The sequence below is a fragment of the Pseudomonas gingeri genome (genome assembly GCF_013385635.1).
In the GTDB taxonomy this organism is placed as follows: domain Bacteria; phylum Pseudomonadota; class Gammaproteobacteria; order Pseudomonadales; family Pseudomonadaceae; genus Aquipseudomonas; species Aquipseudomonas gingeri_A.
Map to the genome: position 1 here is coordinate 54,307 of NZ_JACAPR010000022.1, position 25,362 is coordinate 79,668.

5 protein-coding genes are annotated in these 25,362 nt (G+C 66.5%); all 5 read left to right on the forward strand.

The genetic code is table 11. The features are described 5' to 3' along the window. The first annotated feature begins 26 nt into the window (after positions 1-26). Genes HX851_RS25550 through HX851_RS25570 form a run of 5 tightly spaced genes read left to right on the forward strand, consistent with a single transcriptional unit; the run spans position 27 to position 25,360 of the window. Positions 27-10,454, forward strand: coding sequence for a non-ribosomal peptide synthetase (locus HX851_RS25550; RefSeq protein WP_177065576.1), 10,428 nt, complete (start codon positions 27-29; stop codon positions 10,452-10,454). After that, positions 10,451-14,611, forward strand: coding sequence for a non-ribosomal peptide synthetase (locus HX851_RS25555; protein WP_177065574.1), 4,161 nt, complete (start codon positions 10,451-10,453; stop codon positions 14,609-14,611). The genes HX851_RS25550 and HX851_RS25555 overlap by 4 nt, the downstream gene beginning before the upstream one ends. Further along, on the forward strand, positions 14,611-23,814 hold the full coding sequence (locus HX851_RS25560; RefSeq protein ID WP_177065573.1) for a non-ribosomal peptide synthetase: 9,204 nt from the start codon (positions 14,611-14,613) through the stop codon (positions 23,812-23,814). Before HX851_RS25555 ends, HX851_RS25560 begins: the two co-directional genes overlap by 1 nt. Then, positions 23,804-24,475 carry a hypothetical protein gene (locus HX851_RS25565; protein ID WP_177065563.1) on the forward strand — a complete coding sequence of 224 codons (672 nt, stop codon included), beginning with the start codon at positions 23,804-23,806 and terminating at the stop codon, positions 24,473-24,475. The genes HX851_RS25560 and HX851_RS25565 overlap by 11 nt, the downstream gene beginning before the upstream one ends. A gap of 15 nt (positions 24,476-24,490) precedes the next feature. After that, the gene (locus HX851_RS25570; protein ID WP_177056893.1) at positions 24,491-25,360 is read left to right on the forward strand and encodes a TauD/TfdA dioxygenase family protein; all 870 of its coding nucleotides are present in this window, start codon (positions 24,491-24,493) and stop codon (positions 25,358-25,360) included. Positions 25,361-25,362: the final 2 nt, after the last annotated feature.

Genomic DNA, 25,362 nt, shown 5'->3' on the forward strand with positions numbered 1-25,362 from the left:
AATGCAGTCATGGACGGTAGCCCTCAATGTTCGACAAGACCTCGTTGCGTGAAATGACGCCGGCGCAGTTCGCCGCCTTGCACAAACGCCCGAAAATCACTCCGCTGGAACGCACCGGTACGCCACTGGCGTCCTTCGCCCAGCGGCGGCTGTGGTTTCTCGCCCAACTGGCGGGAGGTGGCGGCGCTTATCACATCCCCCTCGGCCTGCAGTTGCGCGGCCCCCTGGACCGAACCGCACTGAAGCGGGCGCTGGATCGGCTGGTGGCCCGTCACGAATCGCTGCGCACCACCTTCGCCGCCCATGACGACGAGGTGGTGCAGGTGATCGCCGAACCCGGACGGGGTTTCGACTGGCAGATCCACGATCTCGTCGATCATCCCGAGGCCGAGGCACGGATCACGGTATTGACCGAAGAAGAAGCGGATGCGCCCTTCGATCTGAAACAGGGGCCTTTGTTTCGCGGGCGTCTGCTGATAGTCGGCGAGCAGGAACACGTACTGCTGCTGACCTTGCATCACATCATCTGCGATGGCTGGTCGATGGCGGTACTTACCCGCGAACTGGGGGAGCTGTATGACGCCTTCCGCCAGGATCTCGATGACCCGCTGCCGGCCCCGGCCCTGCAATACGCCGATTATTGCGAATGGCAGCGACGCTGGCTCCTCGACAATACCCAGGCCGACCACGGTGCCTACTGGCGCGACACCCTGGCCGGGGCACCGACCTTGCTGGAGCTGCCCGGTGACCGCCCGCGGCCCGTGCTGCCTGACTACCAGGGCGGCTTCGAACCCCTGATGCTGGATGCCACCCTGACCGAACAGCTCAAGGCCCTCAGCCTGCGCCACGGCAGCACGCTGTTCATGACCCTGCTGGCCGGCTGGGCCGTGGTGCTGGCGCGTCTCTCGGGACAAAGCGAGGTGCTGATCGGTACGCCGACCGCCAACCGCACACGCCGGGAAACCGAGGACCTGATCGGGTTCTTCGTCAATACCCTGGTGCTGCGCCTGTCACTGACCGACTCGCCGACGGTGAGCCAGTTACTGGAGCACAGCCGCGCCGTGACCCTCGGCGCCCAGGAACACCAGGAGTTGCCGTTCGAGCAGGTGGTGGAACAGCTCAATCCCACCCGCAGCCAGGCCTACAGTCCGCTGTTCCAGGTCATGTTCGCCTGGGAAAACACCGAGCCGGGCACGCTGCGACTGAGCGGGCTGGAAAGCCGCCCGCTGCGCGGCGGTCATCAGGCGGCCAAGTTCGACCTGACCCTGGTCCTGGCTGAGCAGGATGGCGTGATCAGCGGTGGCCTGGAGTACGCCAGTGCGCTGTTCGATGCAACGACCGTGGCGCGTTTCGCCGGGTATCTGCGCCGGGTTCTGGTCGGCATGGTGGCGCAGCCGCAGCGTCCGGTGGCGGAGCTGGAACTGCTGGATGCCCAGGAGCGCGACAGCCTGGTGCTGGACTGGAACCGCACCGAACGCGCCTTCGACACCAGTCGTTGCCTGCATGAACTGTTCGAAGCCCGGGTACGGCATGATCCCGGGGCCATTGCCGTGCGCTGCGGCGTCGACAGCCTCGACTATGGTGAACTGAATGTCCGCGCCAATCGCCTGGCCCATGAACTGCGCGCACGGGGTGTCGGCCCGGACGTGCGGGTCGGCCTGTGCCTGGAGCGCACCCTGGATATGCCGCTCGCCGTGCTGGCGGTGCTCAAGGCCGGCGGCGCCTATGTACCGTTGGACCCGGGTTACCCGCTGCCGCGCCTGACGCATATGTTGAGCGACAGCGCGCCGGCCGTGGTCCTGACCCATGGCCCGGCCCGCGCGGCGTTGCTCGCCGCCCTCGACGGTGTGGCGATAAAACCGACAGTGCTCGACCTGCAACAGGATGCGCCGCGTTGGGCCGACCACCCTGAGCAGGACCTCGACCCACAAGCGCTGCAACTGACCTCGCGACACCTCGCCTATGTGATCTATACCTCGGGCTCCACCGGCCAACCCAAGGGGGTGATGGTCGAGCATCGGGGACTGGTGGCGGTCAGCAGCGCCTGGGAAGACCTGTACAATCTGCGGCCGGGGCTGCGGCACCTGCAGATGGCGGGATTTTCCTTCGACGTATTCAGCGCCGACCTGATCCGCGCCCTGGGTTTCGGCGGCGAGCTGGTGCTGTGCCCGCGCCAGGTGCTGATGGACCCACCAGCCTTGTACCGGCTGTTGCGCGAGAGCGAGATCGATTTCGCCGACTTCGTCCCGGCGGTGCTCAACCCGCTGCTGGCCTGGGTCGAGGAAAGCGGCCAGGGGTTGTCGTTCCTCGACACCGTGATCTGCGGATCGGATATCTGGACCGCCCACAGCGCCCGCCAATTGCGCCAGTGCTGTGGCGAGCGGGTACGGATCGTCCATGCCTATGGCGTGACCGAAGCCAGTATCGACAGTACCTGCTTCGAACTGGCGGCCCAGCAGTCACTCGACAGCAGCTTGCCCATCGGCCGGCCGCTGGCCAATACCCGTATCTATCTGCTGGACGCCGCCGGTGCCACGGTGCCGATTGGTGTCGCCGGGGAACTGCATATCGGGGGTGTCGGTGTTGCCCGTGGCTACCTGAATCAGGCGCAATTGAGCGTCGAACGTTTCGTCGACAATCCGTTCGTGGCCGGCGAACGGCTCTACCGTACCGGCGACCTGGCTCGCTACCGCGCTGATGGCAACCTGGAGTTTATCGGCCGCAACGACTCCCAGGCCAAGCTGCGCGGGTTGCGCCTGGAACTGGGCGAAATCGAAGCACGACTGGCCGAGATCGATGGCGTGCGCGACAGCCTGGTGCTGCTGCGCAGCGACAGCCTCGGCGAGCCGCGGCTGGTGGCTTATTACCGCAGGGCCGGGGACCAGGTCCCCGGCCCTGGCGAGTTGCGGGAAAAACTGGCCCGCAGCCTGCCGGACTATATGGTGCCGAGCGCCTTCGTGCGCCTCGACGCCTTGCCGTTGACCGCCAACGGCAAGCTCGACCGCAGCGCGTTGCCGGCACCGGATGCCACGGCTTTCGACCAGCAGCACTACACAGCACCGCAAGGACCGCTGGAAACCGAGCTGGCACGGATCTGGGGCGAGGTCCTGGGGATCGAGCGGGTAGGGCGTGACGATGGTTTCTTTGCCCTCGGCGGTCATTCCTTGCTGGTTATCCAGGTGATTGCGCGGATCCGTCGCAACCTCGACCTGGACATCGCCGCCTCGGCCTTGTTCGCCGCGCCGCAACTGAAGCATTTCGCCCTGCGCCTGGGCGATGCCCGGGAGACGCCGCACTCGTCCATCGAACGGGTCGAACGCGGTGCCACGCAAACGTTGTCATTCGCCCAGCAGCGCCTGTGGTTCCTGGCGCAGATGGACGGTGGCAGCGCCGCCTACCATATGCCGCTGAACCTGCGCCTGCGCGGCCGACTGCAGATACCGGCCCTGGAGCGCAGCCTCAATCAGCTGCTGGCGCGGCATGAAGCGTTACGCACCACCTTCATCCGCATCGAGGGCGAGCCACGGCAAGTGATTGCCGGGCCAGGACAGGGCCTGAAGCTGGAGCAAACGGTACTTGAAGGCGATGACCCCAGCGGCGAGCGCCTGGCGCGGCTGGTCGACGAGGAGGGTGGCCGGGCGTTCGACCTGGAACGCGGACCGCTGATCCGGGCGCGCCTGATACGCCTGGCCGACGACGATCAGCTGTTATTGCTGACCTTGCACCATATCGTCTCGGACGGCTGGTCGATGGGCGTGCTGACCCGCGAACTGCAGCAGTTGTACACGGCGGCTCTGCAGGATCGCGACGATCCGCTGCCGCCACTGGCGCTGCAATACGTCGATTATTCGGCCTGGCAACGCGACTGGCTGACCGGCGAAGTGCTGGAACGGCAGAGCCGTTACTGGCGCGAAACCCTCGTCGGTGCCCCGGTGCTGCTGGAACTGCCGGCCGACCACAAGCGCCCGCCGGTGCAGGATTATCGTGGCGGTGTGGTGCCGCTGGTATTCGACAAGGAACTGACCCGAGGCCTCAAGGCCCTGAGCAGGCAGCAGGGCACTACCCTGTTCATGACCTTGCTGGCCGGCTGGGCACTGGTGCTGGCCCGATTGTCGGGACAGAGCGAAGTGGTGATCGGCGTGCCGTCGGCAAATCGCCCGAACAGCGAGCTGGAGGCGCTGATCGGTTTCTTCGTCAATACCCTGGCCCTGCGCCTGAACCTGTCCGACAACCCCAGCGTCGGACAGTGGTTGCAACGGGCCCGCACGGTGGCGTTGCAGGCCCAGGAACACCAGGACCTGCCGTTCGAGCAGGTGGTGGAGTTGCTCAACCCGACCCGCAGCCTGGCCCACAGTCCGCTGTTCCAGGTGCTGTTCGCCTGGGAGCAGGTGCAGTGCGAAGACCTGATACTGCCGGGGCTCGACGTCGAACATGTGGAAAGCCAACGGCATATCGCCAAGTTCGACCTGCAACTGGCCCTGAGCGAGTGCAACGACGAGATCGTCGGTGGCCTGGAGTACGCCTCGGGATTGTTCGAGCCGGCCACGGTAGTCGGTTTCGGCGAATACCTGCGCCGGGTACTGACACAGATGGTCGCCGACAGCCAGCAAACGGTTGCCGGCCTCGACCTGCTCAGCCCGGAACAACATCAGCAACTGCGCGATGAATGGAATAGCAGCGGCTCCGGGCGTGTCCCGCAAATTGGTTTTCTTGCCCGCTTCGAGGCCCAGGTGGCATTGACGCCGCAGGCCGCAGCACTGCTCTGGCACAATGAAGAGCAGGACTACGCCGGACTGAATGCGGCCGCCAACCGCCTGGCGCATTTTCTGCGCGGGCAGGGCATCGGTGCCGAGGACCGGGTCGGCCTGAGCCTGGAGCGTTCGCCACAGATGGTTATCGGTCTGTTGGCGATCCTCAAGGCAGGCGCCGCCTATGTACCGTTCGATCCCGCCTATCCGGCCGGGCGCCTGGCCTATATGTTCAGCGATGCGGCACCGAGCCTGCTGCTGACCAGCGCGCAACTGCGCGACAAGCTGCCGGTCACTGCCGGCGAGCTACCGCTGTATTGCCTGGACAGTGACCAGGCGTGCTGGGCTGGACAGCCGAGCGACAACCCCGAGCTGGCGATCAAGCCGGCCAACCTGGCCTATGTGCTCTACACCTCCGGCTCCAGCGGCCGACCCAAGGGCGTGGCGCATACCCACCAGGCCCTGGACAACCTGATCGATTGGCAGCTGACCGAGGCCACGGGCCAGGCGCCGCTCCCGAAACGAGTGCTGCAATTCGCCTCGCTGAACTTCGATGTGTCGTTCCAGGAAATCTTCAGCACCCTGTGCCAGGGCGGCTGCCTGGTACTGATGAGCGAGGAGCAACGCAAGGACCTCGCCAATCTGCGCCCGACCCTGGTGGCGGCCGGCGTGCAACGGGCGTTCCTGCCGTTCGCCGTGCTGCAACAGCTCGCTGGCCTGACCGAAGTTGGCGCACCGATGCCACCCGGCGGCTGCGATATCATCACCGCCGGCGAAGCCCTGCGGGTCAACGACGAACTGCGGGCCTTTGTCCGCGGCCTTGGCGGCACGCACCTGTACAACCAGTACGGACCGACCGAAACCCATGTGGTCAGCCAGTTCCGCCTGGCCTGTGCCGAGGCCGGCGAGTGGCCCGAGGCGCCGCCCATCGGCCGGCCGATCAACAACGCCCGGCTGTACGTATTGGATGACGCGTTGAACCCGCTGCCGGTCGGTGTGGCGGGCGAGCTGTACATTGCCGGTACCTGTCTGGCGCGGGGCTACCTGAACCAGCCCGGCCTGACCGCCGAACGTTTCCTGCCCGACCCGTTCAGCCGCGAACCGGGGGCGCGCATGTACCGCAGCGGCGACCAGGCGCGCCGGCTCGCCGACGGCAATGTGCAGTACCTGGGACGTATCGACCAACAGGTCAAGCTGCGCGGTTTCCGCGTCGAGCTGGGTGAAATCGACAGTCTGCTGCAGCAACAACCGGGAGTCCTGGAAGCCGCTGTGCTGCTGCGCGAGGACTCACCGGGAGATCCGCGCCTGGTGGCCTATATCGTCGGTTCGGCAACGGTAGAAACCTTACGCGATGCACTGCGCCGGCATCTGCCCGAGCACATGATCCCGGGCGCCTGGGTGACCCTGGCGCAGTTGCCGCTGACCGGCAACGGCAAGCTCGACCGCCGTGCGCTGCCGGCGCCGGAGCGGCTGTCCGGCGGCACCTACGTGGCTCCAGTAACAGACGATGAAATCCAGCTGACGGCGATCTGGGCCGAAGTCCTGCGCTGCGAGCGGGTCGGCCTGCGGGACAACTTCTTCGACCTCGGCGGGCATTCGCTGCTGGCCACAAGGCTGGTCTACGCGATCAACCAGCGCATGTCGGCGCAACTGTCCCTGAGCAGCCTGTTCAAGACGCCGACGCCGGGCGAGCTGATCGCCGAGGTCCGCGCCAGTCGTGACGAGCGGATAGAGGCCGAACCGGCATTCGGCGTGATCGAGCCGGACCTCGCTGCCCGCCACCAGCCGTTTCCCCTGACCGATATCCAGCAGGCCTACTGGTTCGGCCGTGAGGCCACGGTCAGCCTGGGTGGTGTCAGTGCCCACGGCTATGAGGAACTGCGCATCCGCGATTTCGACAGCGCCCGTTTCGAGCGGGCGCTGAACCGCATGATCGAGCGCCATGACATGTTGCGCGCGGTGTTTCTCAGCGACGGCACCCAGCAGGTCCTGGCCGAGGTGCCGGTCTACCGCATGCCGAGCATCGACCTGCGCGGCCTGGACCCCGAGGCCGCGCGCCAGGCCCTGGAAAGCAACCGCCAGCGCCTGTCCCACCAGGTGTTGGACGCCAGTCGCTGGCCGCTGTTCGAGTTCAGCCTGACCTTGCTCGACGACGGCATCAGCCATCTGCACATCAGCCTCGATGCGCTGATCGTCGATGCCGCCAGCAGCCAGATCCTCGCTCGTGAACTGATGGCCTGCTACATCGATCCGCAGCTCGAGCTACCCGTGCCGGGCCTGGGCTTTCGCGACTATGTGCTGGCCGAACACCGGCTGCGCGGTGGCGTACGTTATGAACGGGCGCTCGCCTACTGGCGCGAACGCGTCGGCAGCCTGGCGCCGGCCCCGGACCTGCCACTGGTGCGCCAGCCGGAAAGCCTCGCCGCACCGCATTTCACCCGGCGCGACCGACAACTGCCAGCGGCGCATTGGACAGGCCTGAAGGCGTTGGCCAAGTCGTTTGCCGTGACCCCTTCGGTGGTGTTGCTGACCGCCTTCTGCGAAGTGCTGGCGCTGTGGAGTCGCCAACCGCGCTTCACCCTCAGCCTGCCGTTGTTCAATCGCCTGCCGTTGCACCCGGACGTCGACGGCATCATCGGCGACTTCACCTCGCTGGTGCTGCTGGAAGTGCGCATCGACGGCAACCAGGGCTTTATCGACAAGGCCCGGGCGATCCAGCAGCAACTCTGGCAGGACATCGACCACGCGGCAGTCAGCGGCGTGCGGGTGCTGCGCGAGCTGTCCCAGGCCCGTGGCGCCCAGCAGACGGCGATCCCCATCGTGTTCAACAGCACCCTGTCGGAGGCCGCCGCGCAACAGGCCGAGTACAACCTGGCGGACGCCTTGCAGGCGCAGAACGTGCACAGCATCACCCAGACCCCGCAAGTGTGGATCGACCATACCTTGCTGGAACTGGAAGGACGGCTGCTGTTCAACTGGGACAGCATCGACGAACTGTTCCCCGAAGGCCTGATCGGCCAGATGTTCGACGCCTATAACCAGTTGCTCGATCGCCTGCTCGAACCCCAGGCCTGGACCGCGAGCACCACGCAGTTGCTACCCCGGGCCTGCCTGCCGGCACCGCCGCCAGGCCCGGCCACGGCGCCGTTGATGCACGAGTTGTTCGAGCGCCAGGCCCTGGCGACACCGACGGCGCTGGCGTTGATCGCACCTGACCGACAGCTGAGCTACGAGCAACTGCGTCGCCAGGCGCGCCAGCTCGGCGCCTGCTTGCAGACGCGGGGCGTGGTGCCCAACCAACTGGTCGCGGTGATGATGGAGCGGGGTTGGGAGCAGGTGGTGGCGACCCTGGCGATCCTGTATGCCGGCGGCGCCTATCTGCCCCTCGACCCGGCACTGCCGGCACAGCGCGTGCGGCACATCCTCGAACGGGCCGAGGCCAGGCTGGTGTTGACCCAGCCCGGCCTGGACCTGGACAGCGATGCGTTGTCGAGCGTGGCGATCATCCACGTGACCGACGCCGCCGAGAGCGACGGGCCTGAATTGCAACCGGTGACGATGAGTGTCGGCGACCTGGCCTATGTCATCTATACCTCGGGCTCCACCGGGGTGCCCAAGGGCGTGGTCATCGATCACGCCGGGGCGGTCAATACGCTGCTGGATATCAACCGGCGCTTTGCCGTGGGCCCGCGGGACCGGGTCCTGGCGGTCTCGTCATTGAGCTTCGACCTGTCGGTCTATGACTTCTTCGGCACCTTGGCGGCCGGTGCGGCGGTGGTCCTGCTGGATCACCGCCTGGCCCTCGACCCGCTGCATTGGCGCGAATTGATCGGGCGTCATCGGATCAGCCTGTGGAACTCGGTGCCGGCCTTGCTCGGGCTGTTGCTGGAGTCCGAGGAAAACCGGGGCGGCGAACTGCCGGCCAGCCTGCGCCTGGCGATGTTGTCCGGCGACTGGATCCCCCTGAACCTGGCGGACCGCGCGCGGGCGCTGCAACCAGCCATCGAGGTGATCAGCCTGGGCGGTGCCACCGAGGCCTCGATCTGGTCGATCTGCTACCCGATCGGCCAGGTCGACCCCGACTGGCGCAGCATTCCCTATGGCAAGGCCCTGGATCACCAGCGCTTCCATGTCCTCGACGAGGCGCTGCAATCGCGCCCGACCTGGGTGCCCGGGCAGTTGTATATCGGCGGTATCGGCCTGGCAAAAGGTTACTGGCGCGATGAAGCCCAGAGCGCCGCCAGTTTCTTCAGCCATCCGCTGACCGGCGAACGCCTGTACCGCACCGGCGACCTCGGCCGCCTGCTGCCGGACGGCAATATCGAATTCCTCGGGCGCGAGGACAATCAGGTCAAGGTCCAGGGCTATCGCATCGAACTGGGTGAGATCGAAGCCGTGCTCAACCGCCATCCCGGCGTACAGAGCGCGGTGCTGCGCATCCTCGGCCGGCAGCACGGCGAAAAGCGCCTGGCGGCCTATGTGATCAAGGCCGATACACAGTTGCAGGCTGGGGATTTCGCCCTCTACCTGACAGACAAGCTGCCGGCATACATGGTGCCGACGTCGTTTACCTTCCTGGAAACCTGGCCGCTGTCGGCCAACGGCAAGGTCGACAAGAGCCGCCTGCCCGAGCCCCGGGTGAACCAGGACAGCGGTCCCTTGCTGGAGCCGCAAGGTCCACGGGAACAACGGCTGGTGGCAATCGTCGAGGCACTGCTCAAGCACGACGGGATTGCCGGCAACGCCAATCTGCTGAGCCTGGGCGCCACCTCGATCGATATCGTCAGGATCAGCAATGCCTTGTCCGCCGAACTGCAGTTCCGTCCGCACCTGGCGCAACTGCTGGCCCAGCCGACCCTGGCCAATCTGCTGGAACTGTATCGGCGCAGCCTGGAGGGCCAGGCACTCGTCAGCCGTGTCCTGCCACCGGCGGCGGTGGTCGAGGAGGTCATCGAAGACCCGCAACTGCGCCAGCAATTCAAGGCCGACGAGCGTGGCCGGCGGCGTTTTTCCCGGTCGTTGCCGGCGGTGGCCCTGGCATTGCCCGAAGACGCCGGGTTCGCCCGGCGCTTCAGCGACTGTCGCTCGGTACGCCGCTATGATCCGCAGCCGATCCCGACAACGGCATTCGCCCACTGGCTGGCCGGGCTGTCGCGCGGACAACTGGAAGGCGCGGTTAAGTACCAGTTCCCTTCGGCGGGCGGGCTCTATCCGTTGCAGGCCTATCTGTATATCAAGCCCGGGCGTGTCCATGGCGTGCCCGGCGGCGCCTTCTACTACGACCCGGTGCAGCACCGGTTGCAGGCCTTCGGCGAAGCGTCGCGGCTGGATCCCGACACTTACGACTATTTCGTCAACCGTCCGGTGTATGAGGATGCCGCGTTCGCCCTGTTCCTGATCGCCGACCTGGCGGCCATCCGTCCGCTCTATGGCGAGCGCAGCCGGGATTTCTGTCGGATCGAGGCCGGCGCGATGGCGCAGTTGCTGACCATGACGGCGGTGGAGCAAGGCCTGGGCCTGTGTGGCATGGGCTCGATCGACGAGCAGTCGCTGCCGGCACTGTTCGACCTGGGGCCGAGCCACCAACTGGTCTATTCGCTGGTCGGCGGCCTGCGCGCCGCGGGCGAACAGCGCAATGCCCAGCTAGAGGCCTTCGCCACTGCCCACACGGATGATGACAGCGACATGGAGGAGATCGAAGTATGAATGCCCATCAGTTGCTGGACCTGTTCAGTCGTCAGGGCGTGAGCCTTGAGGTCGATGGCGACAAGCTGCGCTGCAAGGCGCCCAAGGGGTTCCTCGGCGAGGACTTGCTGCAAGCCCTCAAGCAACACAAGCAGGCGCTGATCGCGCTGCTGGGCGAAGGCGATGGTATTGCACCGCGAATGGCAGGAACGACGCCGCTGCCGTTGTCGTTTTCCCAGCGGCAACTGTGGTTTCTCGACCAGTTGGAGCCGGGCAATCCGTTCTACAACATTCCCAATGCGCTGCTGCTCAGGGGCCGGCTCGGCGTCGCCGTGCTGGAGCGGGCCCTGAACGAACTGGTGCGGCGTCACGAAGTACTGCGCACCACGTTCGGCAATCTCGACGGCGAGCCATGCCAGGTGGTGCATCCACACCGGCCGATGCCGTTGCCGGTCACCGACCTGCGCGACCTGTCGCCCGGCGAACGCGAGGCACGGGTGCGCAGGCGGGTGAGCGAGGATGCCCGCGCGCCATTCGACCTGGCGGGCGGGCCGCTGCTGCGGGCCTCTCTGCTGCAACTGGCGGACGAGGAGTACCTGTGGCTGTACAACCTGCACCACATCATCGCCGATGGCTGGTCGATGGGCATCGTGCTGCGCGAGGTGGTGACCCTGTACGGCAACTACCTCGGGGGGGAACCGTCGAGCCTGGCGCCATTGCCGGTGCAGTACGCCGATTACGCCTGCTGGCAACAACGCCAGCTCGGCGGCGAGGCTTTGCAGGAGCAGCTTGAGTACTGGCGCCGGACCCTGGCCGACGCACCACCGTTGCTGACCCTGCCCACTGATCGGCCACGACCACGGGTGCAAGGTTACGCCGGTGCGACTTGCCACAGTCGTCTCGGCAGCGGCACCCTGCGTGGGCTGCAGGACCTGGCGCGGCAGACCCAGGGCTCGCTGTTCAATGTGCTGATGGCGACTCTGGCGGTGTTGCTGTGGCGCCACAGCGGCCAGTCGGACGTGTCCATCGGTACGCCGTTCGCCAATCGCGGGCGGGCGGAAATCGAGCCGCTGATCGGTCACTTCGTCAATACCCTGGTGATCCGCAACCACCTGCAAGCGGGGCAGACCTTCGCCGAACTGCTGCGCGAGGTCCGCGTGCGCATGCTGGAGGTCCACGCCCATCAGGACGTGCCGTTCGAGCGGGTGGTCGAGGCGGTCAATCCGCAACGCGATACCGCCTATTCACCGTTGTTCCAGGTGATGCTGGTGTTGCAGAACACTCCTGGCGCGGCCGTCGAGATGCCGGGCCTGAGCCTGACGCCCCATGGCACCAGCAGCGCCACGGCCAAGTTCGACCTGGCCTTTGAACTGGTGGAGCAGGACAACGGCCTGCAACTGACGTTGGAATACAACACCGATCTGTTCGACGCTGCCACCGTGGAGCGTCTGGCGGGTCACTACCGGCAGTTGCTCGAACAGGTCGCCGAGGACGCCAAGCAGCCGATTGGCGCCCTGAACCTGCTGACCGCGGCAGAGCGCGAGCAGATAGTCGTCGACTGGAACCGCAGCGCCCCTCTGGCCCAGGTCCCCGGTTGCGTCCATCACCTGGTCGAAGCCCGGGCGGCGAGTGCGCCACGGGATCACGCGGTGCTGTTCGAGTCCGCAACCCTCGACTACGGCGAACTCAACAGCCGGGCCAATCGCCTGGCCCATCATCTGCGTGGCCTCGGTGTCGGTCCGGATGTGCGGGTCGCGGTGTGCCTGGAACGCTCGCTGGAACTGCCGGTGGCCATCCTCGCGGTGTTCAAGGCCGGCGGCGCCTATGTGCCCCTGGACCCGACCTATCCGGTCGGGCGCCTGGGCCACATGCTGGCGGACAGCGCGCCGCTGGTGGCGCTGGCCCATGGGGCGACCCGCGACTTGCTGCGCTCGGCTTTTGCCAAAACGGGCCGCGAAGTACCGGTGTTCGATCTCGAAAGCGACGCGGCGAGCTGGGCCGGGCAATCGGCGCACAATCCCGATCCGCGCGCGGTGGGGCTGACACCCGAGCACCTCGCCTATGTGATCTACACCTCCGGCACCACCGGGCTGCCCAAGGGGGCGATGGTCGCCCATCGCGGCTTGAGCAATCTGCTGCTGTGGTGTTCGCAGGTCTGTGGCGAGGGGCCGGATTCGGCGATGCTGCAGAAGATCCCGTTCGGCTTCGATGCCTCGGCCTGGGAACTGCTCTGGCCGCTGGTCACGGGCGGACGCCTGGTGCTGGCGCGGCCCGGCGGCCATCTCGAACCGGCGTATCTGGTACGCGTGACGCGGGAGCAACGGATCAGCGCGCTGGTCTTTGTGCCGGCCATGCTGCAACTGTTCCTGGAGATCGATGAAGTCAGCGACTGTGTCGACCTGCGCAACGTGTTCTGCGGCGGCGGCGAACTGACACCGTCGATTGCCCGACGCTTCCAGGAAGTCTTGCCGAACGCGCGGTTGCACAATGTCTACGGTCCCACCGAAACCACGGTGATCAACAGTATCTGGACCCTGGAACCGGGTGCCGAGGTACCGGCGCGGCAATTGCCCATCGGCCGGCCCATTGCCCAGGCCCGCCTGTATGTCCTCGACGAACACGATACGCCGGTACCGGTGGGTGTCAGCGGTCAGTTGCACATTGGCGGGGTCGGCGTGGCCCGGGGTTACCTGGGGCTGGAGTCGTTGACCTCCGAGCGGTTTATCGACAGCCCGTTCGTCCCCGGCGACCGCCTGTATCGCAGCGGCGACCTGGCGCGTTATCGCCCGGACGGCCAGCTGGAATTCCTTGGCCGCAATGATTTCCAGGTCAAGCTGCGTGGTGTACGCCTGGAACTCGGCGAGATCGAGGCGCGCCTGGAGGGGTTTCCCGGCGTGCGTCGCGCAGTGGTGCTGATGGTCGGCGATACCGCGCAGAACCAGCGACTGGTGGCCTGTTGTCGCGTAGCCATGACATCCCGCCCCGAGGAAGCCACAGTGCACGCGTACCTGGCGAGCACCTTGCCGACCCAGGTCCTGCCCGCCGCGTACCTGTGGCTGGAGGACCTGCCGCTGACCAGCAACGGCAAGATCGACCGCGAGGCACTGCGGACCATGGCCGACCAGGACCTGGCGAGCCGTCAGGTCAACCTGTCCAGCCCGCGCGACCATATCGAACTCAAGCTCTATCAGATCTGGAAAGGCCTGCTGCTGGCCCCGCAGATCGGCATCCGCGACAACTTCTTCACGGTCGGCGGCACCTCCATCGCCGCGATCAAGATGGCCCACCAGGTCGGCCAGGCCTTCGGCATCGAGCTGCCGATCCGCGTGGTGATCGGTCATCCGAGCATCGAGGAGCTCGGCGGCTGGATCCGCTCGGGGGCCAATCCGGCGGTGGCGCAAAGCAACCTGATCGAGTTCCGCCGGGGTGACGGCCAACGCAATGTGGTGTGCATCCATCCCGCCGGCGGTACGGCGTTCTGCTACTTGTCGCTGGCCAAGGTCCTGGCGGAATCGGTGGGGGTGTATGGCGTGCAGTCGCCAGGACTCAATCCCGGCGAAACCACCGAGCCGACCGTCGAGGCCATGGCCACGGCCTATCTGCGTCTGATCGAACCGCTGGTGGCGCAACCGCTGGTACTCACCGGCCTGTCGTTCGGCGGGCTGGTGGCCTACGAAATGGCCCGGCTGCTGACAGCGGCGGGACACCGGCAGGTCACCGTGGTGCTGCTCGATACCCAGGGTTCGGACAACACCGCCTACCGGCAACAGATGGCCCCGGTGGACATGGCCGAGTTCCGCGACAAGCTGGTGCGCTTCAACGGCATGTATCCGGGTATCGATGACGCCCAGGTCGAGCGCTACTTCCATATCTACAACCACAACCGCATGGCCGTGGCGGAGTACGTCTGCCAGCCCAAGGCCGGGCGGGTGGTGCTGATCCAGGCCCGCGAAGGCTTCAGTCGCGCCCAGCTCCACGGACTACGCGATTTCTGGCGTCGTCGGGCCGGGGCCGGTTACCTGGCGAAACTGGTCAATGGCGGGCACTGGGACATGCTGGAAACCGTGGAGATGCGCCGTGTCGCGCGCACCCTAGAACAGGAATTGCGCCGTTTCGACAGCGCCGCCCGGGTGGTAGCGCAGGCCTTGCCGGCTGAATCTTTGACGCAGGAGGCGTAATGGACAGTGTGCAGCAAAGCAGGACGCAGCAAGACAGTCAGCAGCCAGCAGTTCCGGCAACCTTGCTCGGGCGTTTCGCCCGGCAGGTGACGGCATCGCCCCAGGCCCTGGCGGTGATCGACCGGCAGACGCGTTTGAGCTACGCGGAACTGGCGGCCGCCAGCGAACGTATCGCCCACGGCCTGCTGGCGCGTGGCGTGCGCCCCGAACAGTCACTGGCCTTGTGCATGCCGCGCTCCTGGCGCTGGCTGGCGGCGCTGCTCGGCGCCTTGAAGGTCGGGGCCGTGGTGGTGCCGCTGGACCGGGCCAGCCCGCCGCCGCGACGGACACGGATGCTGGAGGACAGCGCCTGCGTCGGGTTACTGGTGGACGAGCCGTTCGCCGATCTGCCGGCCAGTCTGTGGCAGGCTGAAGTGGCGGTATTGCTCGATACCCCGGCAACCCGCACCCTGCCGCCGACCAAGGCACCTGCCGAGGTGAGCTTCCTGTTCTACACCTCGGGCTCCACCGGCACCCCCAAGGCGGTGGAAGTCGGCGAGCTCGGGATCTTGCGCCTGGCACAGTCGGGCGGTTATATCGAGATTCGTCCCGGCGAACGCTTTGCCTGCCTGTCCAACCCGGCGTTCGACGCCATCAGCTTTGAACTCTGGGCACCGCTGCTCAATGGCGGCACCTGCGTCATGATCGCCGATGAAGAACTGCTCGACGCACGACGCCTGGCCCAGGTTCTGGAAACCCAGGCGGTCGCCACGTTGTTCATGACGGTGTCGCTGTTCAACACCCTGAGCCAGGAATACCCGCGTTGCTTCGCCAGCCTGCGCCAGGTGTTGATCGGCGGAGAGCAGATCAGCGCCGTCGCGGTGCGCGACTGGTATCGGGCCAACCCGCACAGCGCCTGCCGGATCTTCAATGTCTACGGTCCGACCGAATGCACCACCTTTGCCTTGTGCCATCCGATCTCCCGCGACTTCGAGGGCGCCACAGTGCCGATCGGTCGCCCCTTGCCCGACACCGGGGTACTGCTTCTCGACGAACAGCAAAGGCCGGTCACGCCGGGAACGCCGGGCGAGCTGTACCTGACAGGCAGCGGCGTGGCCCGTGGTTACCGCCAGCGGCCCGAGGAAACGGCGCGTTGCTTCGTTCTCTTGCCCGGCGCCGATGGCCAGCCACGGGTGCATTACCGCACGGGCGACCGGGGCCGCGAGAACGAGGCGGGGCTGATCGAATACATCGGCCGCGTCGACCGCCAGGTCAAGGTGCGCGGTTTCCGTATCGAACCCGGCGAGGTCGAGCAACGCATCCTCGACTATCCGGGCGTGGCCCAGGCCTATGTCTGCACCCGGCGCCAGGCCGCCGAGGACCACCAGTTGCTGGCCTTTATCGTGCCCCGCGACGAGCTGGACCCTGTCGGCTTCGACGCCCATCTGCGGACACAACTGCCGGCCTATATGCGTCCGCAGCAGCTGTTCCTGCTGGAACGCCTGCCTCTGACCGCCAACGGCAAGGTCGACCGTGTGCGCCTGCTGGAGCAGGGTGGTCAGCCGTGGCGCGCGCCAAGGGCCACGGCGGTCGAGGAAACACCGACGTTGTCCTGGTTGCTGGAGCAGGCGCGGGCGCTGCTGGGCCAGCCACAACTGGGTGGCGAGGACGATTGGTTGCGCAGCGGCGGCGACTCGCTCAAGGCCCTGCGCCTGCGTTCGGCGGTACGCCGGCAGTGGCGGGTGGAGCTGAGCATGGCGCAGTTGCTGGAGGACAACTTCGCCGGGCTGGCCGAGGCCATTGCTACGCCGCAGGAGCATCCCGCGCTGTATCCGCCGGCACCGCCGCCAAGCTTGTCGCCGCGCCTGCCGGCCACCACCGAGCAACGACGCCTGTGGTTGTTGCAGCAGCGCGAACCGGGCTCCACCGCCTATAACGTGCCGTTGGTGCTGCGACTGCCGGCGGGCATCGAACTGGAGACCGTGAGCCTCGCCCTGGCGCAACTGGTCGCGCGTCACCCGGCATTGCGCACGGCCTTCGAGTCCGGGCCGGAGGGGATCGACCAGGTGGTTGCCGAACAGGGGAGCACCTGCCAGACCTTTGCCCGTGGGCAGTTCACCGAGGACAACTGGCCGGCGTTCGCCGCACTGATATTCGCGACACCCTTCGATCTGCGCAGCCCCACGCTGTTCCAGTCCTGGCTGTTGCCGTTCGCCGATGGCAGTGCGCGGTTGCTGCTGCACCTGCACCATAGCGTGGTCGATGGCTGGTCGCTGAACCTGCTGTTCGACGATCTGCTGACGCTCTACAGCGACATTCTCCATGGCCGTACCGCTGCTGAACGAGCCGATCGCCTGACGCCGCTGGAGTTCAGCCAGTGGCAGGGGCAGTGGAGCATCGCGCCACACTATCGCCAGCAACGCCGGGCCCTGGCGCAGTTCCATCGCGAGCAGCCGGAGGCATCGCCGGCATTGTTGCCCCAGCGCAGCGACGCCGGCAGCGAAGCCCGCCACTATCGCCAGGCACTGGAAACGGAGCAATGCCTGGCCCTCGACCGGTTCTGCGGACAACAACGACTGACCCGCTTCGAGGTGCTGATCAGCGTATTCGCCTGGAGCCTGCATGCCCTGACCGGTTTGCCGCGTCCACGTATCGCCAGCCCGGTGTCCAACCGGCCCCTGGCCGAGTTCGAGGATGCGGTGGGCATGTTCGCCAATACCGTGCTGATCCCGACGGCAGTCGACGGCGCCCGCTCCCTGGACGCACTGCTGCATGAGCAGACCGCGACGATTCGCCAGGTACTGGCGCTGCAGGATGTGACGCTGGCGGATGTGGTGGAGGACCTGCGCCTGTCGGGCAGCCAGGCGCTGTTCGATTTCATGTTCGTGCTGGAAAACACCGACTTTGCCAAGCTGGACGGTCTCGGCGAACCCCTGGCATTTGCCGGGCCGTTGCAGGCCAAGTGCCCGCTGACCCTGTCGCTGGTGGAGGGCGCGCAAGGGCTGACCGGCGAGTGGGAGTACCAGTGCGACTATTTCACCGAGGCACAGGTCCAGGCAGCCGCCGAGTTGTTCCGCCATAGCCTGGACCTGCTGTTGCAGACGCCGGACAAACCGCTGGACACGCTGCTGTTGCCCTATCGCCGCCGCCTGCCGGCGGCCAGCCAGGGCGCGGCGGGGCAGCCGCCGTTTACCACTGTGGCGGACTGGTTCGAGTACCAGGTGCGGTGCACGCCGGACGCCACGGCGCTGGTGGCCGGCGAACAGCGGCTGAGCTATGGGCGCCTGAATCAACTGGCCGATACCCTGGCGGCCACCTTGCGTGAAGATCCGGCAGTGCCGGCGCCGGGTGTTGCCCCCGGCCCGGTGCTGCTGTTCCTCGATACGTCAGTGGAGCATATCGTTGCCTTGCTGGCGCTGGCCAAGCTCAACCTGACCGCCGTTCCCCTCGACCCCGGCTATCCCCAGGTCGTACTGCGCCAGGTACTGGGGCAGTCACAAGCCCATTGCCTGCTGTTCAGCAACACGACCGAGGCGGCCCTAGAAGGTCTTGGCGACCACGCCATCGCTCGTCATCGAGTGCAACTCGATGCCCCGGCAAGACCGTTCAACCGCGTGCCGCACCAGGGCGAACGACCGTTGTACATGTTGTTCACCTCCGGCTCGACGGGCACGCCCAAGGGCGTCCAGGTCGCGGACCGGACCCTGTGCAACCTGCTGCAGTGGCAGCGCGGCGAGGGTGGTCTGGCGGCGCGGGCACGGACCCTGCAATTCTCCATGCTGTCCTTCGACGTTTCGTTCCAGGAGATTTTCAGCACTCTGTGCGGCGGCGGTTGCTACCACCTGATCAAGCCGGGCTGGCGCCAGGACGCAGCGGCGCTACTGAAGTACCTGCAGGACGCCGGTATCGAGCGTCTGTTCCTGCCCTGCGTGGCGCTGCAACACCTGGCCGAAACCGCCGTGAACCGGGGCCTCTATCCAACCCGATTGCGCGAGGTGGTCACGGCGGGAGAACAACTGCTATGCACCACGGCCTTGCGGGAATGGTTCGCCGGCATGCCCCTGGCGAGCCTGTTCAATCACTACGGGCCGAGCGAAACCCACGTGGTGACCGGCCTGCGCCTGGCGGGAGCACCACGGGACTGGCCGTTGCGCGCACCCATCGGCCGGGCGGTGGACAATGCCTGCCTGCTGCTGGTGGATGAACACGACCGGCCGCTGCCGCCGGGCACACCGGGCTACCTGCTGGTGGCGGGGCCGATGGTTGCCCGCTGCTACCTGGGCGATCCGCAATTGAGTGCCGGCCGTTTCGTCGAACTGCCCGATGCCAATGGTGCCACGCGCCTGTTCTACCGTACCGGCGACCTGGCGCGGGTCGATGCCCTGGGCCATCTGCATTACCTGGGCCGTGACGACCAGCAGGTCAAACTGAGTGGTCATCGTCTGGAACTCGGGCAGATCGAGGCGGCGCTGATGCAGGCCCCTGAAGTGACGGGGGCAATCGTGACCCTGGAGGCCGAGCCGCCGAGACTGATCGCCTACCTGCAACTTGAGGGTATGGCACCCGCTGCCGAGGAACTGGACCGCCGGGTGGCCCGGGAACTGCCGGCCCATGTGCGGATCGATGCCTATCGGCGAGTCGGGCAATGGCCCCGCACACCCAGCGGCAAGGTCGACCGCAAGGCACTGGCGGGCCTGGGAGAACTGCTGGGACGCTCGACCCTGATTGAACCCGAGGCGTCGTCGAGCCCACTGGAACGTCGTCTGGGCCAACTGTTCGAAGCGGTGATCGGCCGCCCGATCAACCCGCAACAGACCTTCTTCGAGGCCGGGGCCACCAGCCTCGGGCTGATGCGCCTGCACACCCGCTATAACCAGGAAGCCGATCTGCAAGTGAGCATGGCCGAGCTGTTCGAGCAGGTCACTCCGCGACGACTGGCCGCCCACTTGTCGAAGGCACCGGCGACGCCGGTCGAACCGCTGCTCGAGCGCGATGGTATTGATCAGCGCAATGCTCATTCACCCATGGCGGTGATCGGCATGGCAGTGAATGTCGCCGGGGCCGCGGACCTGAGCGCCTTCTGGTCGATGGTCGAGGCGGGCGGTTCGGGCATCGAACTGTTCAACGCCGAAGAGGGGCTGGTCGGTGCCCGTAGCCAACTGGCCGGGATGTTCGATTTCGATCCCGAGTACTTCGGCATCAGCCGCCAGGAAGCCCGGCTGATGGACCCGCAGCAGCGCCATCTGCTGATGGCCTGCGTGCAGGCCCTGGAGCACGCGGCGATTGTCCCCGTGGCGGACGGACCGCGCATCGGCCTGATCGCCAGTTGCGGCGAAACCACCTACTTCCAGCAACTGCTGCGCCAGGCCGACGCGGCGCAGTTGCCGGATACCTTCCAGATGGCCCTGCACCACGACAAGGACTTCCTCGCGACCAAGGCGGCCTACCACCTTAACCTCGGCGGCCCGGCCATGAGCGTGCAGGCCGCCTGCGGCAGTTCATTGATCGCCGTGCACCTGGCGGCGGCGCTGCTCAGGCAGGGTGACGCCGATGTCATGCTGGCCGCCGGCGTGCTGGTGGACCCGACCCTGACCGAGGGTTATCGCTACCGGCCGCAACATATCTTCTCCCGCGACGGCCAGTGCCGCCCCTTCAGCGACGATGCCAGCGGCACCCTCGGCGCTAGCGGCTATGGCGTCGTTGTGCTCAAGCCCCTGGCCCGGGCACAACGGGACGGCGACCGGATCTACGGAGTCATCGAGGCCTCGGCGCTGAACAACGACGGCCACGACAAGATGAGCTATACCGCGCCCTCGGTGGCCGGCCAGAGCGCGGTGATCCGCGAAGCGCTGGACAAGGCCGGACTGCGCGGCGCCGATATCGGTTATGTCGAGGCCCATGGCACCGGCACGCTGCTGGGCGACCCGATCGAAGTCGCGGCCTTGAGCAAGGCGTTCGGCGAGGCGCCGGCGAACAGTTGCGCCCTGGCCTCGGTGAAAAGCCAGATCGGCCACCTCGGCGCGGCGGCCGGCGTGGTCGGGCTGATCCGCGCGACACTGGCGGTGTATCACGGCGTGCTGCCGGCGAACCTGGGGTTCAACCGGATCAATCCGCAGATCGACCTGCAACACACGCCGTTCCATATCCCCACCGAAGCGCTGCCCTGGCCGGAGGGCCGGCGCCGTCTGGCGGGGGTCAGCAGCTTCGGTATCGGCGGTACCAATGCCCATGTGATTGTCGGTGAGGCGCCCGCGAGCGGGCCAGTGGTGTCGCAGCCTGTTCCGCAAAGCCTGCCGTGCCTGCTGATCTGCGCCCATAGCCGCACGGCACTGCAACGCAATATCACAGCGATCAAGGCGTACCTTGACCGGTTCCCGCAACGCCACGAAGCGGTATTGCGTTTCCTGCAAACGGGTCGTCGTCAACACCGCTGGCGCTACGGTCTGGAGTATCGACCAGGTGAGCCGTGGGCGGTGGATGAAGCGTTGATCCGCGAAGTGCCGCTGTCGAGCCGACGCTGGCAGGCCCGGGACGCGACGCCGCAAGCCATCCTGCAAGCCTGGTATGACGGTGCCCGGATCGACTGGCCGGCACGTTCGGCGCCGCCCCCCTGGGACCTCGGGCCATCGGCGTTCGACCTGGAAGCCTGCCGGTTCCAGTTATCGGTAAAGCCCCCCGTTATCGTGTCCGAAAGTCCACCTGAGCTTTCCCGTAAACCCTTGCCAGAGTGGTTCCACCAACGCCAGTGGCTGCGCGTACGCCGCTTGAGCGACAAGTCGTCCGACCTGCGCCGCGACACCCTGGTGGTCTGTGCCAACGAGCCCCTGGACAGTGCCTTGCTGGACGCCCTGGGGGCGGTCTACCGGCGCGTGGTCCAGGTACGAGCCGGCAACGGTTCGCGGCGCCTGGGACCGGACCGCTACGAGCTCGACCCGAGTGATCCGCAGGCGCTGTTGCCGTTGCTTACAGAGGTCGTCGAGCCGCAACTGACCGAGCTGGATTGGCTGCACGCCTTGCCGCTGTCGGTCGGCGGCGCGGTGAACGAGCAAAGCCTGGCCGCCGCCCAATGGGCCTGCCTGGATACCCTGGGCGCCCTGATGCAGGCCTGGGGCGATTCACGTCCGGCGAAGTTGCGCTTGTGGCTGCTGTCCTGGCAGGCCTGCGCGGTCGAAGGCGAGATCAACAGACCGGAGCTCGGCGCACTGGCCGGGGCCTGCGAAGTGCTGCCTCAGGAATATCCGCTGCGCTGCCACTGGCTGGACCTGCCGTCGGCGCACTGGGCCGACCAGGCCGAACGGCTGGCGGTGCTGCTCAGCGACCCGACGGCATTGCCCCGACGCCTGGCGATTCGTGGCGACTACCTGTGGCAACCGCGACTGATCGCCAGTGCGCCGCCGCCAATGCCTGAAACCTCCGCCTTGCTGCCCCTGGCCGGGACGTTCCTCGTCCTGGGCGGCAGCGGCGGGATCGGCAGCAGCCTCTGCGAACATTTGCTGCAAGCGCCTGGACGGCGGGTGGTGCTGATATCCCGCAGAGGTGAACTGCCGGCGAACCTGATGGCCCATCGCGGACGTATCGACAGCCTGCAGGCCGATATCGCCGACCTCGCACGCTGGCCGGCGGTGCTCGAACAGTTGGCCGAACGCTACGGCGAGCTGGCCGGGGTCATTCATGCGGCGGGCGTCGGGGCCGGCAGCCTGGTCCGCCATCGCGATGCGCGGCAGATGGACTCGGCCATGGCCGCCAAGACCCTGGGCATGCTGGCGGTGGAAGCGCTGATCGCGCGACTGGCTCCCGGTTTTGTCCTGTACTGCTCGTCCATGTCGGCCATGCTTGGCGGCGCGGGGCATATGGACTATGCCGCGGCCAGCGGGGTACTGGATGGTTTTGCCCATTACCACCCGGACCCGGCAAACCGGTGTGTACGGATGGGCCTCAACTGGGATATCTGGCGCGAGCGCGGCATGGCCACCACCGTCACCTCCAGCGACGAAGCCCATCAACGCCACCTGGCGGTCGGGCTGTCGGTCGAAGAGGGGGCCCGGGTGTTCGACCTGGCCCTGGCGATGCAATTGCCGCAGTGCCTGGTATCGACCACCGCCATCGAGGCGTCGCGGGCTTTTTATCCGGTTCGCCACCAGGGCGGGGTGACGGTCGCCGATAGCCTGGCTACCGGACAGGGCGTCGATCCGGCCGAACATCTGCATCATTGCCTGTGTCAATGGCTCGGCCTGGACACCTTGCCGGACGATGCCTCGCTGTATGACCTGGGCGCGGACTCGCTGACCCTGCTCGACCTGATCGACGAGGTGCAGTCGCGGCTGGGCATCGGCCTGCAACTGTCGCAGTTCAGCCACAAGGTCAGCCTGGCGGAAGTTCTCGCCCTGATCGATGCCAGCCATGCCCAGGACTGTCCTGCCAGCAACAGCGCCATCGACTGGGCGGACGCGGTGCAACTGGATATCTGGAATCCGGGGGCCGGCAAGGAATGGCTGTGCCTGGTCCATCCGGTGGGCGGCGATGTGCAGGCCTATCGCGAGCTGGTGGCGGCATTGCCCGCCACTCTGGGCGTCTGCATGATTGCCGATCCGGCGTTGCAGCATCCACAGTTGCCGCCGATCAGCCTCTCGCAACGGGCCGCCTGCTACTTGGCGGCCTTACAGGCGCGCTTCCCGCGTGAGTCTTTTGACTGGCGGCTGGCTGGCTGGTCCTTCGGTGCGTGGGTGGCCCAGGCCATGTGCGCGGCGGCAGGGCAGATGGGCCTGGAGCAACCCCGGCTGTACCTGATCGACCCGCCCGCGCCGGATGCCGGTGCCGAGCTGGCACGGATGGATGAGCGGCAGATCGAGACGGTGTTCCAGCGTGAGTTTTCACAACGCTGGCCGCAGGCGGGCGGGCAGGGCTTATCCGAGGAGATGCAGGGCTATCGGCAACGGCTGACCACTTGCTGCAAGCACAATATGACCAGCATGGGCACCTTCACCCCGCCGATCTTGCCGGACACCCCGACCCGGGTGTTTATCGCCAGCCAGGCCAATCCCCATGGCATCGGCCAAGGCTGGCAGGCGGACGAACTGAAGCAGGCCTGGCAAGGGTTGCTGCCACGGTTGTCGGACTGGATGACGCTGGATACCGATCACTACGGCATTGTCGGCGGACGCTGGGCCCGGCGGATTGCCGAGGTGATCGGCAGCGATGGGCAAGGAGAACGGCATGCACCTTGAAACAGCAGCGGACTGGCTACGGGCGCTGGTCCCGGTATTGCTCGCCGGGCAGCCAGAGGACTGGGTGCGGAGCTGGCGGCGCAGCTTGCAGGGGCTCGGTGGGCCGGTGTCTTTCCGGGTGGTCCATGCCTGGCAGGCTGAAGTGGTGTTGTCGCGCTTACCCGGCAACGGCACCGAGGATATCGACCACGCGGCCCTGGCGGCCTTGCAGCAATTGCATCGACGCGCCGCCCTGGGACTCAACGGCCGTCGTGGTGAATGGCTGGCGGCACTCAAGCCGCTGCTGCCGGCGTTGTATCGCCGGGCCTTTCCCTATGCCGCAGGTTACGCCAGGGCCCATGAGATCGCCCTGGAATACGCCACCGCGCCGGCCAACACCGCCATGATCGCCGAGCATTTTGGCGATGCCCGGGGTTATGCCGACTACTACGCCGAACTCAGCACGGAGGCCAACGCGGCGGCCTTCGCCGATGCCAACAGCCGGGCCTACGCGCAAATGGCCGCAAGCATCTATGCCGATAACGATGCCGCCGGTTATACCGGGATCTGCGTCGGGGCGACCCGGGTGTGGGCCCTGGCCTGTGCCGGCAGTGGCGAACAGGACGGCGAGTGCCGGCGGCGGATGTTGCGGGAGCTGGCCGAAGGTTTGATAAATTCTTAAAAAAGGTGAGGGAACATGGATCAGTGGGCATTGAAGGCAGTCGAGAAGATCGCCGGCGAACGCCGGGCGCCGTACCAGCACATCACGGTTGACCGCCTGACGCCGATCATCGGCGCACATATCGGCGGTGTCGACCTGTCCGGAGAACTGGCACCGGAACAATTGGCGGAGATTCGCCGGGCGTTTCTGGAGAACCATGTGCTGGTGTTTCGCGACCAGCACCTGAGCGTCGAACAGCACAAGGCCTTTGGCCGGTTGTTCGGCGAGCTGCGGGCCCTGCCGCTGGAGGATATCGATGGCGATGACCCGGAACGGGTGGTGATCCGCGCCACCGCGCAGTCACGTTTCGTCGCCGGCGAAGCCTGGCATACCGACGGCACCGCCGACCTGGCGCCGTCGCTGGGCTCGATGCTGTATATCAAGGAAACCCCGGCCATCGGCACGGGTGGCGATACCCTGTTCGCCAATATGCACCTGGCCCTGGAAATGCTCTCGCCGACGATGCAGAACTTTCTGCAAGGCCTGACCGCGGTCCATGACGGCGCGATCCCGTGGAAGGGCTACCCGGCGCCCGCCGATCTGCCGAAAAACGAGCATCCGGTGGTGGTGCGCCACCCGCAGACCGGACGCAGGACGCTGTTCGTCAATTCCGGCTTCACCTCGCATATCACCCAGTTGTCCGAAGGCGAGAGCCAGGCGCTGCTCAAGCTGCTGTTCGATCGGGTGGCCCAGGAGCCGATCCTTACCTGCAGGGTACGTTGGGAGCCCAATACCCTGGTGTTCTGGGACAACCGCTGCACCCAGCACCATGCGGTCTGGGATTATTTCCCGCACTCGCGTTATGGCGAGCGGGTGACCATCCTCGGCGAACCACCGCGGGCGTAGAC